This window comes from Sphaerisporangium viridialbum (assembly GCF_049674955.1).
Classification (GTDB): Bacteria; Actinomycetota; Actinomycetes; order Streptosporangiales; family Streptosporangiaceae; genus Sphaerisporangium; species Sphaerisporangium viridialbum.
Map to the genome: position 1 here is coordinate 8,051,766 of NZ_CP187232.1, position 15,958 is coordinate 8,067,723.

General features: G+C 69.5%; 16 protein-coding genes and 1 tRNA gene. 7 read left to right on the forward strand and 10 right to left on the reverse strand.

Going from position 1 to position 15,958, the window contains the following annotated elements:
* Positions 1 to 101: 101 nt before the first annotated feature.
* Positions 102 to 1,064 carry a quinone oxidoreductase family protein gene (locus tag ACOZ38_RS36190; RefSeq protein ID WP_424535490.1) on the forward strand — a complete coding sequence of 321 codons (963 nt, stop codon included), beginning with the start codon at positions 102 to 104 and terminating at the stop codon, positions 1,062 to 1,064.
* A gap of 144 nt (positions 1,065 to 1,208) precedes the next feature.
* On the opposite strand, the gene ACOZ38_RS36195 is transcribed toward ACOZ38_RS36190, so the two are convergent.
* From ACOZ38_RS36195 to ACOZ38_RS36215, 5 genes are all read right to left on the reverse strand, one after another.
* The gene (locus ACOZ38_RS36195; RefSeq protein WP_424535491.1) at positions 1,209 to 1,922 is read right to left on the reverse strand and encodes an SHOCT domain-containing protein; all 714 of its coding nucleotides are present in this window, start codon (positions 1,920 to 1,922) and stop codon (positions 1,209 to 1,211) included.
* Positions 1,923 to 2,096: 174 nt separating this feature from the next.
* The gene (locus ACOZ38_RS36200; protein WP_424535492.1) at positions 2,097 to 3,167 is read right to left on the reverse strand and encodes a PucR family transcriptional regulator; all 1,071 of its coding nucleotides are present in this window, start codon (positions 3,165 to 3,167) and stop codon (positions 2,097 to 2,099) included.
* The gene (locus tag ACOZ38_RS36205; RefSeq protein WP_424535493.1) at positions 3,167 to 3,967 is read right to left on the reverse strand and encodes an ABC transporter permease subunit; all 801 of its coding nucleotides are present in this window, start codon (positions 3,965 to 3,967) and stop codon (positions 3,167 to 3,169) included. Before ACOZ38_RS36205 ends, ACOZ38_RS36200 begins: the two co-directional genes overlap by 1 nt.
* The gene (locus ACOZ38_RS36210) at positions 3,948 to 4,853 is read right to left on the reverse strand and encodes an ABC transporter ATP-binding protein (RefSeq protein WP_424535494.1); all 906 of its coding nucleotides are present in this window, start codon (positions 4,851 to 4,853) and stop codon (positions 3,948 to 3,950) included. Before ACOZ38_RS36210 ends, ACOZ38_RS36205 begins: the two co-directional genes overlap by 20 nt.
* 210 nt (positions 4,854 to 5,063) lie before the next feature.
* Entirely contained in the window at positions 5,064 to 6,434 is a 1,371-nt protein-coding gene (locus tag ACOZ38_RS36215) for a sensor histidine kinase (protein ID WP_424535495.1), read from the reverse strand.
* 486 nt (positions 6,435 to 6,920) lie between these two features.
* Between ACOZ38_RS36215 and ACOZ38_RS36220 the strand changes: the two genes are divergently transcribed.
* On the forward strand, positions 6,921 to 7,673 hold the full coding sequence (locus tag ACOZ38_RS36220) for a haloacid dehalogenase type II (RefSeq protein ID WP_424535496.1): 753 nt from the start codon (positions 6,921 to 6,923) through the stop codon (positions 7,671 to 7,673).
* A 165-nt stretch (positions 7,674 to 7,838) separates the two neighbouring features.
* Here the strand turns inward: ACOZ38_RS36220 and ACOZ38_RS36225 are convergent, their stop codons facing one another.
* The 3 genes from ACOZ38_RS36225 to ACOZ38_RS36235 all read right to left on the reverse strand — a co-directional run bounded on the left by ACOZ38_RS36225 (position 7,839) and on the right by ACOZ38_RS36235 (position 11,188).
* On the reverse strand, positions 7,839 to 8,222 hold the full coding sequence (locus ACOZ38_RS36225) for a thiol-disulfide oxidoreductase DCC family protein (protein ID WP_424535497.1): 384 nt from the start codon (positions 8,220 to 8,222) through the stop codon (positions 7,839 to 7,841).
* A 30-nt stretch (positions 8,223 to 8,252) separates the two neighbouring features.
* On the reverse strand, positions 8,253 to 10,040 hold the full coding sequence (locus ACOZ38_RS36230) for a cobyric acid synthase (RefSeq protein ID WP_424537152.1): 1,788 nt from the start codon (positions 10,038 to 10,040) through the stop codon (positions 8,253 to 8,255).
* 176 nt (positions 10,041 to 10,216) lie between these two features.
* Positions 10,217 to 11,188, reverse strand: coding sequence for a cobalamin biosynthesis protein (locus ACOZ38_RS36235; RefSeq protein WP_424535498.1), 972 nt, complete (start codon positions 11,186 to 11,188; stop codon positions 10,217 to 10,219).
* On the opposite strand from ACOZ38_RS36235, the gene ACOZ38_RS36240 reads away from it, so the two are divergent.
* Positions 11,187 to 11,453 (forward strand): hypothetical protein, encoded by a 267-nt coding sequence (locus ACOZ38_RS36240; protein WP_424535499.1) that lies wholly within the window; start codon positions 11,187 to 11,189, stop codon positions 11,451 to 11,453. The genes ACOZ38_RS36235 and ACOZ38_RS36240 overlap by 2 nt on opposite strands.
* A 101-nt stretch (positions 11,454 to 11,554) precedes the next feature.
* On the opposite strand, the gene ACOZ38_RS36245 is transcribed toward ACOZ38_RS36240, so the two are convergent.
* Complete coding sequence (locus tag ACOZ38_RS36245) at positions 11,555 to 12,388, reverse strand: phosphotransferase (protein ID WP_424535500.1); 834 nt, start codon at positions 12,386 to 12,388, stop codon at positions 11,555 to 11,557.
* A 364-nt stretch (positions 12,389 to 12,752) separates the two neighbouring features.
* On the opposite strand from ACOZ38_RS36245, the gene ACOZ38_RS36250 reads away from it, so the two are divergent.
* The 3 genes from ACOZ38_RS36250 (at position 12,753) to ACOZ38_RS36260 (ending at position 14,692) form a co-directional block, all read left to right on the forward strand.
* Complete coding sequence (locus ACOZ38_RS36250) at positions 12,753 to 13,736, forward strand: Gfo/Idh/MocA family protein (RefSeq protein ID WP_424535501.1); 984 nt, start codon at positions 12,753 to 12,755, stop codon at positions 13,734 to 13,736.
* 50 nt (positions 13,737 to 13,786) lie between these two features.
* Positions 13,787 to 14,530, forward strand: coding sequence for a ZIP family metal transporter (locus ACOZ38_RS36255; protein ID WP_424535502.1), 744 nt, complete (start codon positions 13,787 to 13,789; stop codon positions 14,528 to 14,530).
* Positions 14,531 to 14,615: 85 nt separating this feature from the next.
* Positions 14,616 to 14,692: transfer RNA gene (locus ACOZ38_RS36260), tRNA-Arg, on the forward strand.
* A gap of 204 nt (positions 14,693 to 14,896) precedes the next feature.
* Here the strand turns inward: ACOZ38_RS36260 and ACOZ38_RS36265 are convergent.
* Positions 14,897 to 15,082: a hypothetical protein gene (locus ACOZ38_RS36265; protein WP_424535503.1), complete on the reverse strand. Its 186-nt coding sequence runs from the start codon at positions 15,080 to 15,082 to the stop codon at positions 14,897 to 14,899.
* A gap of 21 nt (positions 15,083 to 15,103) precedes the next feature.
* Here ACOZ38_RS36265 and ACOZ38_RS36270 point away from each other — a divergent pair, with 21 nt between their 5' ends.
* Positions 15,104 to 15,751: a hypothetical protein gene (locus tag ACOZ38_RS36270; protein WP_424535504.1), complete on the forward strand. Its 648-nt coding sequence runs from the start codon at positions 15,104 to 15,106 to the stop codon at positions 15,749 to 15,751.
* Positions 15,752 to 15,958 lie beyond the last annotated feature (207 nt).

Genomic DNA, 15,958 nt, shown 5'->3' on the forward strand with positions numbered 1-15,958 from the left:
CGGGCATGGTCCCGCAAAGGTGGCCCGGAGGGAACAAGGCATAGGGCACCTGGGGTTGGGCACGAGCAAGGCACCGTCTGCTCGCGAAGGAGTCCAGCGTCATGCATGCCATCGTCGTCTCCAGCCCTGGTGGGTCGTCCGCGCTCGAGTACACCGAGGTGCCCGATCCCGTGCCAGGGCCCGATGACGTGCTGGTCGACGTGGCGGCGAGCGGCGTCAACTTCATCGACGTCTACCACCGCGAGGGCCGTTACCCGCTCCAGGCGCCGTTCGGCGTCGGGTCTGAGGGCGCGGGCACCGTGGCGGCGGTGGGGGCGAACGTCACGGATGTCGCGGTCGGCGACCGGGTGGGCTGGCAGGGGGTGCTGGGCAGCTACGCGGAGAAGGCCGCCGTCCCCGCCGCCCGGGTGATCCCGCTTCCTGATGATCTGTCCTTCGAGCTGGCGGCGGCCGTGATCCTCCAGGGGCTCACCGCCCATTACCTCACCCACTCGACGTACGCCGTGCAGACCGGGGACGACGTGCTCGTCCACGCGGCGGCGGGCGGCATGGGGCTGCTCCTCACCCAGATGGTCAAGCTCCGGGGAGGCCGGGTGATCGGCACGGTGTCGACCGAGGAGAAGGCCAAGCTGGCCAGGGAGGCCGGCGCCGACGACGTGATCCCGTACGAGGGCTCCGCCGAGGCGGTGCGCGAGCTGACCGGAGACCAGGGCGTGCACGTCGTCTACGACGGCGTCGGCGCGGCGACCTTCGAGGGGAGCCTGGCCTCACTGCGGCCGCGCGGCATGCTCGCCCTGTACGGGGCGGCGAGCGGGCCGGTGCCGCCGTTCGACCCGCAGCGGCTGAACCAGGGCGGTTCGCTGTTCCTGACCAGGCCCACCCTCGCCCACTACGCCGCCACGCGCGAGGAACTGCTCGGGCGGGCGCGGGACGTGCTCGGCTGGGTCGCCTCCGGCGCCCTCAAGGTCCACATCTCGAACAAGTACCCCCTGGCCGACGCGGGCAAGGCCCATGACGACCTCGAAGGCCGCCGTACGACGGGCAAGCTCCTGCTGATCCCCTGAGGTCAGCCGGACGTCGCGAGATCGAAGATGAGAACGCCCAGGTAGACGCCCCCGGCGATCGCGATCAGGCTGAGCGCGATCGCCCAGGCGCGCAGCGCGGTCTCGTTGTTCATCGTGCTCCCTTGGCAAGGACCGGCTCGGGGGTCACCGGGAGCCGTTCAGCAGGCGGGCCTTGGCGGCGGCGTACTCGTCGTCGTCGAGCCGGCCGGTCTCGTGCAGTACCGCCAGCCGTTCGAGCTGGCCGACCAGGTCGCCGGAGCCGTCGCCCGTCGTGGCGTCCTGCGGGGTCAGCTCGACGAAGCGCGGCCCGGCGGGCGCCAGGTGTACGGGTGCGTCCCTCGGCCGGTCGCCGGCACCGAACGGGTCGCCCGCACCGGGCAGGTCGTCCTGGACGCGCCGGTCGTCGCCGGGCCGGCCGTTCTCTCCGGGCAGCACGACCGAGGTCGTCCACCGCACCCCTCCCTTGGGAGGCGTGGGCGCGCGCTTCGGCGACGGTCCCCAGAACAGCACGCGCAACCCGTCCCGGTTGAGCATGAAGAAGAGCGGCACGCCGCCCATGAACGCGAAGACCACGGCGCAGATCAGGAAGGCGGCCTCAACGCCGGGCCCTTCGAGCGAGGACTCCAGGAAGTTCCAGCCGAGGCTGAGGAACAGCGCGGGCCAGGCCAGCGGGATCAGCCGGGGACCCACCGGGAGGAGGCTGACGGCGTAGATCCCCACCGCCGCGAGCCCGCCGACGATGGACACCGGCATGATCCACCCGATCGCGTCCGGACACGGCGTGGCCACCACGTACGGCCCACCGGAGGCGCAACTCCCTCCGATGTCCATGAGAAGGCGGGAACTCAGGAAGAGCATGGTCAGGCAGCATGTGACGCCGCCCAACCCCACAAGGGTCCCGATAGACCTGCGGACCAGGCGGAGGGGGGTGATCACGCTCCGTATGGTAGGCCACGCTCCCCATTCCCGGACAGAGCTTACAAAGCCGGTAAACCACTGTCATCTCCTACGTACCGCCGCGGCGCGGGACGTCTAGGAACCGGTGTCCTGCGGCCAGCCGAGGAGGCGGGCTCCGAGGACGGCGGTCTCCAGCGTGAAGCGCTGGGTCGGATCGTCAGGAGAGAAGCCGGTGAGCCGCCGGATGCGCTCCAGGCGGTAGGTGACCGCCCGGGTGCTGATGCCGAGCCTGCGGGCGGCGGCGGTCTGGTTGCCCTGGGCGCCGAAGACCGCGTCCAGCGTCTCCAGCAGGGGCCCGGGGCCGCCGCGCGCGTGCAGCAGCGGGTTCAGCACGGTCGCGACGAGGTCCTCGATGGCGTCGCGGTCGCGCAGCAGTACCGGGAAGACCAGCAGGTCGGCCGCCTTGAGGACCTGGGGCCGCAGGCCGAGCCTCTCCCCCAGCCCGATCGCGTCGCTCGCCTCGCGAAAGGACGTCACCACGCCTCCCGGGCCGCGGTGCGGACGGCCGATGCCCACCCGCCAGCCGGCGTCGAGGCTCCCGCGCACGTGGTGGGTGAACTCGCCGGTGGCCGCCGTCAGGGTGGCGGGCGCCACGCAGACCAGCAGCCCGTCGCGGGCCGCGATCAGGACGTTGTGCGAGCCGAACCGGGCGATGAGCGCCTGCTCGATCCGGCGGATGAGCGGGTCGCCGTCCGCGATCGGCTTGACGTCCCTGGCCACGGCCACCACGTATGCCTCGGCCAGCCGGAGCCCGAAGTGCTCGGCACGCTCGGCCAGCCGGTCCGCCCGTCCCTGCAGCAGGTCGCCGATGAACTCCCGCCGGGCCTCCTCCTCCTGCCGGATCGCCTGGAGCTGCGCTTCCTCGTACCCGTCGAAGTACGCCGCCACGGCCCGGCGTACCGCTCCGAGGACGGGGGCGTCGGCGGGGCGGGAGGTGAGCTCCCAGGCGAGCAGGCACGCGTCGGTGAGCGAGCGCATCGGCACGCCGCGCTCGGCGGCGGCCGTCCCGAGCGCGCGCAGCCCCTCTATGGCGTCACGGCCGGGTAAGCGGCCCGTGGAGGAGGCGGCCGTGAGCACCGACAGGTACCCGCCGAGCAGGTCGGCGGGCACCCCGGTGGCCTCGCTCACGTGAGCGAGAACGTCCATCAGACTCCTACGTCACGCCGGTCGAAGGAGAGCACCGAGGTCAGCACCAGCACGGCGGTCGCGGCGAGCAGCACCAGGTAGTCGCCCACCGGGAAGCCGTTGACCAGCGGATTCCCCTCACTGTAGTAGTGGAACGGCGAGAGCCGGCTCAGCCATCTCATCGCCTCGACGTCGGCGGCCAGCGCGTTCACCACGTACCCCGCCACCGCGTACGCGCCGGCGACCGACATGGCGAGGGCCTTGCGGCCGGTCGCCGCGCCCACGGCCACCGCGAGCGCCCCGAAGAGCAGGACCAGCAGGTACAGGCCGGTGTGCGCCGCGAGGATCCTTCCGAAGGGCACCCCGAGGCCCACCGCCGACCCGAGGACGACGATCACGGCGAGCGAGGCGATCGCGATGCCGAGCAGCCCGATGGCCAGCGCGGCGAAGCGCTCCAGCACGAGCCGCTTGCGGTCCAGCGGCAGCGTGAGGGTCAGCTCCAGCGTACCGGACTCCTCGGGCGCCGCGATGGCCTTGTTGCCGAGGATCACCGCGCACATGATGAAGAGCAGGGGTACGAACAGCTGGTAGACGACGGCCTGGAGGAAGCCGGTGCCGCTGGCGATGTTCTCCAGCCCGCCCATCAGCTTCCGGACGCTGTCGGGGTACTTCGCGAGCGCCGCCTGGTTGTAAAAGGCTGGATTTTCGTGCATCTGGGGGAAAAAGGACGTGTACAGCCCCGCGAAGAGGCAGATGCCTACCGCCCAGCCGATGATCGCGCGGTGGTAGTCGCGCAGGGTCTTACGCACCAACATGGGCATGGTGCACGTCCTCGCTGTAGTAGGTGAGGAAGATCTCTTCCAGGTCCGGCTCCGCGCTGACCATGTGGACGACGGTGAAACGCGCCGCCGCCTTGATCAGCGCGTCGGGACGGCCGTCGATGGTGCAGCTCACGCTCGCGCCCGTGACCTTGAGGTCGCGCACTCCCGGCAGGTCACGGAACGCCTCCTCGGGCACCGGGGCGTCGAAGTGGAACTCCACCCGGCGCACGGCCTTCTCGCGCAGCGCGGCGACGTCCTCCACGGCGACGAGCCTGCCGCCCCTGACGATGCCCACCCGGTCGGAGACGTGCTCGACCTCCGCGAGGACGTGGGACGACATGAGCACCGTACGCCCCGCCGTGCGGACCTCGCGGACCATCGAGAGGAACTCCTGCTGGACGAGGGGGTCAAGACCGCTGGTCGGCTCGTCGAGGATCAGGAACTCGGGCTCGTGCATAAACGCCTGGATCAGGCCGACCTTCTGCTTGTTGCCCTTGGAGAGCTGGCCCATCCGCACGGAGAGGTCGGCCTCCAGCCGCTCGGCCAGCACGTCGATGCTTCCCTTGGGCACGCCCCCCCGCACTCCCGCCAGGAAGTGGAGGTACTCGCCCGCCTTCTCCCGGCCTTCGAGGGCCAGCTCGCCGGGGAGGTAGCCGATGCGGCTCCGGACGGACGCGTCACGGGGGTCGGCGCCGAGCACGCGGGCGGTGCCGCGCGTGGGACGGATCACGTCGAGGAGCAGGCGGATCGTCGTCGTCTTGCCGGCGCCGTTCGGGCCGAGGTACCCGAACACCTCGCCGGGACGGATCTCCAGGGTGAGATCCTCCAGCCCCCGGCGCTTACCGTAGAACTTGGTCAGCCCCTCGGTTTCCACCACTGCTGTCATGCGTCGAATCCTGACGCCGGGGCCCGGTGTCCCGGTAGGACCGGACATGGACAGTTGGGAGCCCCTTCGTTTCCCGTAACCGGCAACGTCTGGGCAAAGGAAGCTCTACCGACGTACGCCGGCAGGGACGCGGCGGCTCTGACGGCTCGGCCGGGTCATGGCCGGGTGGTTCGTCGACGGCTGGTCATGGGCCGGGCGGTTCGTCGATGGTCATGGGCCGGGTGGTTCGTCGACGGCGGGCAGCCGGAGGACGAACCGGGCGCCTTTGGGCGAGTCCTCGATCCGGAGGGTTCCGTGGTGGCTGCCGGCGGTCTCGCGGCAGATGGCGAGGCCGAGCCCGCTGCCGTTGGGATCGCGGCGCCGGCCGTCCTTGAGTCTGATGAAGGGTTCGAAGACCCGTTCACGATCTTCCGGTGCGATGCCGTCGCCGTCGTCGGTCACGGTGACCACGGCCTGGCCGTCGGAGTGGTCGACGGTGACCTCGACCTCGGTGGCGGCGTGCCGCTGCGCGTTGACCAGCAGGTTGGTCAGGAGCCCGGTCAGGTGCAGCGGGTTGCCGATGACCTGCACGTCGTGGTTGACGTGGGCGCGCACCGGCACGCCCCTGACGCGGGTCGCCACCTCCTGCCGCACCAGCGCGCCGAGGTCGACACGCTCGTGCGGCGCGGGTACGGCGGTCCTGATGTGGGCGTAGGTGAGCACCTCGTTGATGATCGCTTCGCACCGCTCGGTGGTCGCGAGCGCGGTCTGGATCGTGGTGCGCGGATCCACCTCTCCCGGGTACAGCATCGCCTCCTCCAACTGGGCGCGCAGACCGGCGATCGGGGACCTGAGCTCGTGGGTGACCAGGGAGGCGAAGTGGCGTAGCTGCCGCACAGCCGTTTCGAGCTGGGCGAGGGTCTGGTTGGAGGCGCGGGCGAGTTGCGCGATCTCGTCCCTGCCGGGGGGCTGGGGCACCCGCAGGCTCAGGTCGGTCACCGTGATCTCGGAGGTCTTCTCGCGGATGGCCTTGATGGGACGCAGCGTCCGGCCCACGACGATCCAGGTCGTCCACGCCGCGAGGACCGTGGCCAGCAGGGTGCCGGCGGCGGCGGCGAGCTCCAGGTGATACTCCGCCAGGATGCGCGGCTGAGACGTCCCCGCGTAGACGAAGTGGGTCTCCCCGCCCCAGACCTGGCGGGCGACCTGGGGAGGGACGCGGATCGCGGTGAACATGACGCACCCGTCGTACGTGGAGCATTCGACGCGGTTCAGGATCCGGTCGTCGACGGCGGGCCGTACCGAGCTCAGAGGCGGCCTGCCCGCCAGTGGCGCGCTGGCTTCCACGACCCGGCCCTGGGAGTCGACGAGCTGGAGAAGGTTCACGTAGCGCGTGGGGGTCGGCTGGATACTGCCGGGCCGCAGCGACGCGATCCAGTCCGTGGCCACGCGCTCCGTCTCCGTGAAGGTGGTGGCCTCGATCCTGAGCCGGACCGTGTAGTCGATGCCGAACGCGATCAGCGTGAAGGTGATCAGAAAGAGCACGGCCGTGGTGACCGTGTAGCGGGCCCGTATCGAGGACGGTCTGAGCCTTCCTGTCATGATGCCCCCAAACGATCTCATTGTGCGGTGAAGGCGCAGGTCAAGCTATCTATTCAACCTATCTGCTAGATAAAGCCAGGCATAAGGCGGACCCCTGCATCGCGGTCTTGGGTCTGACGGGAACAGCCGTCGGGTGATCGCCGCCTTGGCCGTGGCGGCCTGGCGTCGTCGATTCGACCTGTGTCGAAGCGTCCGGGTCAGCGTGCAGGCATGGCACCTCCTGGGGGAGGCGGCCGGATCACGATCGGTTTGCCGACCCGGACCGATTGCCTCCATAGATGTACAAGCTTCCGCAGATCAAGGCGTGGCACCGGGGGCCGCGGCGGCGGTGCTGTGATCCTTCGAAGTGATCCGCGTCCTCGTGCCGAGCGAGGACGCCCTGCGCGGCGCGTGCGGGCCCGACTCGCGGATCGGGCGGGGCGATCCTGTGGCCGTGTGGCCGTGTGCGGCCGGTCGAGATCACTTGCGCAGAAGGGGACGCGACCGATGAACCATGACCTGGGAACATCCGGAGCCCGGCAGACCTCAAGGTCCGCCGAGTGGATCGGTGGAGAACCTTCGGTCCTCGTGTTCGACGTCAACGAGACGCTCATCGACTTCGAGTCGATGAGCCCGCTCTTCGAGAGGATCTTCGGCGACAGGCGCGTCATGCGCGAGTGGCTCGGTCACCTGATCATGTATTCGATGACGATCACCCTCTCGGGTCTCTACGAGGGGTTCTTCACCCTGGGCCAAGGGTTGTTGCGGATGGTGGGCGAGATCCATGGGGTGCGGGTCACCGACGCCGACATCGAGGAGCTCAGGACGGGCATGCTCACGATGCCCGCCCATCCGGACGTGGAACCGGGCCTGAGCCGGCTGAAGGACGCGGGCTTCCGCATGGTGACGCTGACGAACTCGCCGTCCAACCCACAAGGGCGGAGCCCGCTGGAACACGCCGGGCTGGCGCACTTCTTCGAGCGGCAGTTCACCATCGAGACCACCCGCGCCTACAAGCCCGCCCCGCAGGTCTACCACCTGGTGGCCCAGGGCCTGAGGGTGCCGCCGTCCACGTGCTTCATGGTCGCGGCACACGTCTGGGACACGGTGGGAGCGCAGAGCGCCGGCTACACCGCGGGCCTCGTCGCCCGGCCGGGCAACGCTCCCCTGCCCGTCGACTCCCTGCCGCAGCCGAACCTCGTCGCATCGGACCTGCCGGGCCTCGCCGATCAGCTCATCCGGCGCTGGCGGCCCTCCTGACGACGATTCGACCAGATCGGAGGGCAGCGTCGGGACTCCCGCCGTTCGACCCCGACACCGGGGAGGTCGTCCAGGGCGCCTCGATCGAGCGACAGACCGAACCGGTACTGGAGCAGAATCAGCGGGGCTGGCAGGGGATCAGCGGCCGGCGGGGCTGGCGGGGGGTCAGCGGCCGGCGGCGCAGGTGCCGGTGCTGCCCGGGAGCCGGTGGCGGTTGCGGGCGACCAGGCGGTACACCGCCTCCGCGGCCCAGCTCACCGGAGGCACGAGCATGATCTGCCCGGCCGCGCGCCACCAGGCTACAGGTTGTACGGCGAGCAGCAGCGCGACGGCACGGGCACCCGAGGCACGAAGACCGTTGGGACCGAGCAGCTGTACGGACCGGGTCACCTCGTCGAAGGTGAGCCCGTGGTCGCCCAGGTCGAGCTCCTGCCATCGGCTCACCCGCGGCATCACGGGAAGATGCCTGCGCCCGAAGTCGATACAACGCTGGCAGAACCCGCAATCGCCGTCATATACCAGCACGCGATGATTCTCCCACACGCCCATCACCCACCTCCGGCAGGCAGCGCGGGCGGACTACTTCGCTCCGGGAGGTAGCGCCGGCAGGCCCGCCGGGGCGCCCTTCTCGATGAGGGCGAGCAGCGCGTCGGTGTCGACATGGCGCTCGATCAGATCGCCTAGCGCGTCCAGATGCCGTTCCCTGAGCGCCGCGAACGAGACGCCGGGCGCGGGAGCGAAGTCCTTGCCCGCCCTCGCGGCGACGTCTGCCAGGAAGGCGCGACGGAAGCCGTCGTTCTCCAGCGCCCCATGCCAGGTGGTCCCCCACACCGCGCCCACCCGGCAGCCATCGAGAAACGGCTCGACGTCCGCGTCGTCCCCGCCATCCAGCGACGACCACCTTCCCCCGCCACCCCGGCCGTCCAGAATCGGCTCTGTTCCCCCGCCACCCCGGCCGTCCAGAATCGGCTCTGTTCCCCCGCCACCCCGGCCGTCCAGAATCGGCTCTGTTCCCCCGCCACCCCGGCCGTCCAGAATCGGCTCTTTCCTCCTGCCCACTCCGCCGTCCAGGAAGGCGTCCGTAGCCCTGCCGTCTCCGCTGTCCAGGAACAGGTCCGATTGCCCGTCGCCTCGGCCGGTCAGGACTGGCTCCCGTTCCCTGCCGGCTCGGCCGTCGAGGGTCACGAGTCCGTGGTGGATCTCGTAGGCGGCGACGCGGCAGCCGTACGCCTCGCCGATCGGCCGGGAAAGGGTCTTGTCCCGGGCGAACTCCACGGTCGCTGGGAGCAGCCCGAGCCCTTCGACCAGCCCAGCCCCGGACTCCACGTCGTCGCGGATCGAGCGCGCGAGCATCTGGTAGCCACCGCAGATCCCGAGAATGGGGCCCCGCCGGTCGAGTAGTGCGGACGCCAGGCCCGTACGGCGAAGCCATTCGAGGTCGGAGACCGTGGCGCGAGACCCGGGCAGGATGACCAGGTCGGCCTCCCTGATCTCGGCGACGTCGCCGGCCGAGGCGACGAACCGGACCACCACGCCGGGCTCGGCCGCGAGGGCGTCCACGTCGGTGAAGTTGGAGATCCTCGGGTACCGCACCACCGCCACCCGAAGGCTCCCCGACGCCCCCGGCTGCGCGGCGGCGAAGTCGGCCGGGCGGTTGTCCAGCGCGAGGGAGTCCTCCAGGTCCATCCAGAGCCCGTCGAGCCAGGGCAGCACCCCGTACACCGGACGCCCGGTGAGCTCCCGCAGCATGTCCAGCCCGGGCTCGAGCAGCTCAGGCGCCCCTCTGAACTTGTTGATCAGAAAGCCGCTGATGAGTGCCTGATCTCCCGCGTCGAGCAGGGCCAGCGTGCCGTACAGCGAGGCGAAGACACCGCCCCTGTCGATGTCCCCGACGACGATCACGGGGATGCCGGCGGCGCGGGCCAGCCCCATGTTGGCGATGTCCCCCTTGCGAAGGTTGATCTCCGTGGGACTGCCGGCCCCCTCGCACACCACCACGTCGTACGCCGAGCGGAGCCGGTTGAGCGACTCCAGGGCGACCGTCCTGAGGTGGTCCTTGTAAGCGCCGTACTCCATCGCGTCCACGTCGGCGAGCGGCTTGCCGAGCACGACGACCTGGCTACGGCGGTCGCTGCCGGGCTTGAGCAGGATCGGGTTCATGTCGGCGACGGGCTCGATGCCGGCCGCCTGCGCCTGCGCGACCTGCGCCCGTCCGATCTCGGCTCCGTCCGCGGTCACGTACGAGTTGAGCGACATGTTCTGCGCCTTGAACGGCGCCACATGAACTCCACGGCGTGCCAGCCATCGGCAGATGCCCGCCGTGACGACGCTCTTGCCCGCGTCCGAAGTCGTCCCCGCCACCAGAATCGTCCCTTTGACCACCCCCCAAAGATGCCAGACCCCACAAATCCGCACCCAGGCGCCCAGGAGACCTTCCTTGTACGGGAGTCCGCCGGGGCAGGGATGCTTCAGACCTCGACGAAGCCGGATTCGCGGAGAGATGCCCCTGGGGCTCTTTCTTTCGCGGACAGCTCGATGACGGCCTATCGGATGCTCGATCGCCGCCTGCCGCGCCGGCCTCGCAGCGCCCACGCCAAGGCGACCGCGAGTGCGGCGGAGGAGAGGTTCACCGCGCGCGCGAGCCGTACGGATCTGGAAATGTCACCTACGGCGGGACGGGGACCGTCGCCGAGTTCGGGGCGGTGCTCCACCCGGCCGCCGTAGTCGTTGCGGCCTCCCAACTGGACCCCGAGCGCGCCCGCGAACGCAGCCTCGCACCGGCCCGAGTTGGGGCTGGGATGCCGGTGACCGTCCCTGCGCAGTACGGCCGCCGCCGCGCGGGGCGACCCGCCGACCAGCGGAGCGAGCACGCAGGCCAGTACCCCGGTGACCCGGGCCGGGACGTAGTTCGCCACGTCGTCGAGCCGGGCGGCGGCCCAGCCGAATCTCTCGTACCGCTCGGAGCGGTGACCGATCATCGCGTCCAGCGTGTTGATCACCCGGTAGGCCAGCAGGCCGGGCACGCCCGCCACCGCGCCCCAGGCCAGCGGGGCGACCACGGCGTCCGAGGTGTTCTCGGCGATCGACTCGACGGTCGCGCGGGCCAGCTCGGCCTCGGACAGGCCGGACGGATCACGTCCGCACAGGTGGGGCAGCCTCGCGCGCGCGGCGGCGACATCACCCGATTCGAGGGCACTCGCCATGTACGCCCCTTCGCGGGCCAGGGTCGTACCACCGAGCACCGACCAGGTGGCCACAGCGGTGACGGCCACGCGAGCGGACGCGGAACGCCTGGTCAGCCGCTCGGCCGCCACCCCGAGGACTACCGCCGAGCCGACACACAGCCCCACGTGGGCCACGCCTCTCGCGCGCGCCTTCCCGTACAGGCGGCTCTCCAGCGCGGCGGCGGCGCGGCCGAACAGCGCGACCGGGTGCGCGCGATTCTGCGGATCGGCGACAACCGCGTCGAGCGCGACCCCCGCGAGCAGCCCGACCGCCCGCCCACTCCACCCCATGACCCTGCTCTTTCCTGGCTTCGCCGACCGACTCGCTGTTCCGAGCTTCGCCGGGTTCCTCACGCTCCCCGAATTCGCCAACGACTTCCCAGGGTTCCCTGCGCTCCCCGAATTCGCGAACGGCATCCCAGGGTTCCCTGCCTTCATGAACGGCTTCCCAGGATTCCCCGGCTTCACGAATGACCGGATGTTCCCTGCGGTGGCTGTCTTCGACTTCCCAGTGCGTGTGATCGTTCAGACTTTCCAGAAGAAGGGATCGACGTAGCCGAGGCGGTCGACGCTTGTGAACAAGCTGCGCATCAGGCCGGTGCTTGCGCGCTGCGTCCTACACGTTCCGTCCTACGTCCTTGGTTCTGCGTGGTTCGTTCAGTGAAGGTGGGCGTCGAGGTCGTCCCAGTGGGTGTCGAGCCAGGCCGAAGCCCGGCGGATGCGCTCGCCGGCGCCACCTTCCCACATGCGGGCCCAGCCACCGCCCTTCGTCATCGCCCGCGTGCGCATGGCGACGTACGAGCGGTCGAAGCGAAGGCGGCTCACCTCCAGCAGCCGGCGCCGATCGCGCGCCCCGAAACCGTACGCGTCGCAGAACAGCCTGAGCCGCGCGCCGACGTCGAGATCGCACTGCAGAGGGTCGCGATCAAGGGGATCCGCGATCGGCGCCCAGTGCCGTAAGGCGGTAACGACGTCGAACAGCCGGGTCGTCGGGCGGGCCAGGTCAAAGTCGATCAGCGCAACAGGCCTTTTCCCGCGAAATATCACGTTCTCAGGAGTGATATCGCAATGACCGATCAGCTCCGGCGCCGCGTCATCGGCGGAGCCTCCCTCCCACACGGCATCCCGCGGGGATACGAAACTCTCGGCGGCGTCGTGGAACCGCCGTACCAGCACGGCGAGGTCGACCAGAGCCTCATCGCTCACCGCGTGCGGCTGGAGAGGACGGGTCGCCGCGCTGCCGGGAACGTAGGAGAGGATCTGGCGGCCCCGCTCGTCGATGCCGAGCACGCGTGGCGCGCCCTCGAACCCCACCGCCTCAAGGTGCTCCAGCAGAGCATGAACGGCTGGGCTGGACGCGCTCATCGGCCGCCGCACGGTGTCGCCTACGCGGACGACACCCTCCGTCACATCACCGCCATTCAGTGAGATCTCAGGAGAAGCCGTGCCGACGAACATGGCCCAAAATCTTAGTCCCACCTCACCGACCACGGGAGCCCTCCCCAAACACTCCCGGGTACCCCTACTCCGCCGACCACCCGCCTTACCAGACGGCGTTCCACCCCACCCGGCCCACACGCATCCGCCACCAGGCCGACAAGGAGAAGCTGTGCGCCCCGCCGTGCCGAACAGCACGGCGACCAACCGCCGGCGGGCGGCCTGCCCATACCGCCCGGTGTGATGCTTGCCCATACCGCCCGGTGTGGTGCTTGTCCATTCGGCGCCGCGACGGCGAGAAGAGGTACGGCGATGCCGGCGCCCCATACGTCGGGCAACCGGCGAACGTTCGCGAACTCCGCACGATGGACTCAGGGCGCGGGCATAGATCCGGCACTCCGTCTGGCATGATGCGATCATGCGAATCGGGACTCTCGGGGCAGCCCGGATCACCCCCAGCGCGCTGATCAAGCCGGCCCGATCCATCGACACGGTAGAAGTGGCGGCCGTCGCCGCCCGCGACCGCCCACGTGCCGAAGCCTTCGCCGCCAAGCACGGCATCCCCGTCGTCCACGACTCGTACGAGGCTCTGGTCACCGACCCGTCCATCGACGCCGTCTACAACCCCCTGCCGAACGCGCTGCACGCCGAATGGACGCTGCGCGCGCTGCAAGCGGGCAAGCACGTCCTCTGCGAGAAGCCCTTCACGTCCAACGCCGACGAGGCCAGGACCGTCGCGGAGGCGGCCGAGAAGTCCGGCCTGGTCGCCATGGAAGCCTTCCACTACCGCTACCACCCGCTGATGGAACGGGCGCTGGAGATCGTCCGGACCGAACTCGGCGAGATCAGGCACGTCGAGACCTGGATGTGCTTCCCACTCCCCCGCTTCTCCGACATCCGCTACTCGCTGAAACTCGGCGGCGGGGCGCTCATGGACGCGGGCTGCTACGCGGTGCACTGCCTCCGCACTCTCGGCCCGGGCGAACCCTCCGTCGTCTCGGCGTCCGCCCAGCTTCAGTCACCCGGGGTCGACCGGGCCATGACCGCCGATCTCCGCTTCCCCGCGGGCGCCACAGGCCGTATCAACGCCTCGATGTGGTCCGGCCGGCTCCTCAAGATCGCCGCCCGCGTCCAAGGCACGCGCGGCACACTGCACATCACCAACTACGCAGCCCCGCAGTACTTCCACCGCGTCACCGTGACGGTCGACGGGCTGCGGCGGCGCGAGCGCGTACCGGGCGAAGCCACCTACACCTACCAGCTCCGCGCCTTCGCGGCAGCCGTACAGGACGGCACCGCTCCCCTCACCCCGCCCCAGGACTCGATCGCAAACATGACGGTGATCGACGACATCTACCGCAAGGCCGGCCTCCCCCTCCGCGGCACCCCCTCCCCAGCCTGATCTTGCGTGTTGCCCGGCTCGGTACCGTCTTAGGTGTCTACGGTGGCCTCATGCCGATCGTGCTGGCCTTCGCCGCCTTCGTCACGACCCTCCTGGGCGGCATCGTGGCCCTGCGCGTCCAGGACAGGCGGCACATGGTGCTCGGCGCGGCGGCCGGAGTGATGCTGGGCGTGGTGGCCTTCGACCTCATCCCCGAAAGTCTCGAACTCGCGCCGTACCGGCTGCTGGGCGTGCCACTGCCGATGCTCACGCTCGCACTCGGCTTCCTCACGATCCACGTCATCGAACGATCCCTGGCCGTCCACGAGGTACAGGAAGGTCACTACGCCAGCCACAGCCACCGGCACGCCGCCGTCGGCCTCGGCGCCGGGTCGGCCCTGGTCGTCCACAGCCTGATCGACGGCACGGCGATCGGCGCCGCGTTCCAGACGGGGAGCGAGCTCGGCTTCGTGGTGGCCATCGCGGTGATCGCGCACGACTTCACCGACGGCTTCAACACCTTCACGCTCACGACCCTGTACGGCAACGCCCGGCGGCGGGCCGCGACCCTGGTGCTCCTGGACGCCGTGGCTCCCATCGTCGGCGCCTCGCTGACCTTCCTGATCCACATCCCGGAGCCGGTACTCGCCGCCTACCTGGGCTTCTTCGGCGGCTTCCTGCTCTACCTGGCCACCGCCGACATCCTCCCCGAAGCCCACACCACCGACCACCCCACGCGAGCGACCCTCCTGGCGACCATCGGGGGCACCCTGTTCATGTGGGTGGTCATCAGCCTCACCGGCCACCGGCCATAGACTCCGTGGTGAACATCCACGCCGAGCGGACGCGCCCCTTAACCGGTGCACGGACGCTCCCCAGATCATGCACAATTATCCGAGAGCACCCTTAGCTCAGCTGGATAGAGCATCGGACTTCTAATCCGACGGTCGCAGGTTCGAATCCTGCAGGGTGCGCCACCGAGACCAGGTCATCTAGCCGTTGACCTGGTCTTTTACGTTCATCGGCCCCTGACGCCACCCGCAGCCGGATGCCACCAAAAGCAGCCCTCAGCGGGTGCCCACGGGATATACGCGGGATGAAACCGGGGGCGTTTGCCCAGGTCAGAGGCACAAAAACGGAGGGCCACGGGATAACCGCGACCCTCCGATGGTAGATCGTCTTCACGCGGTCAGCACCTCGGCTATCCGCTTGTTGGCGTAGAACCGCAGCAGCACGTCCACGTCGTGCCCTGCCCGCTCGGCCACGTCGGCGCCGGTACCCCGGGATTGAGCCAGAGCGGAAATCCCACATGCCACCGTCACCCGAAGCGCCTCCTGCTCATCACGGCCTACCTGGACTGAGATCACGTTGTGGGCCATCCTTCGGTAATGGTGACAGATCTGCACGAGGATGCGGCCAAGGCGCCCAAAAGGCCGGCGACCGCAGCGCCTGGATGGTTCTTCCTGTCTACCGCCACGGTGGCCGCGCTGATCAGCTTCTACCTGACCAGCGTGCCGTACATATACATGGAGGCCTTAGTCTACATGTTCCTCGCATGGAGCTTTCTGGGCATCATCTGGATCATCCGCCTGGCCGGCACTCTACGCATCACTCACCAGGAGACCAGAAGATGGCCGACAACGATTCGCTGGCTGCTGGTGCCGCTGATCTTTGTCGGATCCGTCCTCGCGATCAAGGCGGACGTCCCCTTCCAGGTGCGGTTCAAACTGTCCCAGTCGAGTCTGGAACACTACGCAGCGAAGCTGGCCCAGCGTGATCACAACGTCGGATGCCAATGGGTGGGCCTCTACTACACCTGCGGCGAGCATGCCGTCGATGATGGCACCATCGTCGCGGGCGGAGCCGAGGCCATCGACGGTGGCGCACAAGTCATGGTGATCGACTGGCCGCTCATTTCGTCGAGAGGCTTTCTCTGGCTACCCGATCGCCGCGAGCCGCCCGAGGACGCGTGGTGCGACGACTACAGGCACCTAGTTGGTCCGTGGTGGGGCTGTCGAACCTGGGATGGCTTCTGATCAGGCACGGGGAAATCCTTTAGCCGTCAATGCCCTGGCTATCCGTTGGTTCGCAATCTCGCGTTGCCCGTCGATGCACTTGGCGTAGACCCGCAGCAGGACATCCACGCTGTGCCCGGCCCGCTCGGCCACATCCGGCGCCGGGACTCCTGAGTTGAGCCAGAGTGAGACCGCCGCGTGGCGCAGGTCGTACGGCCTGCCAGCCAG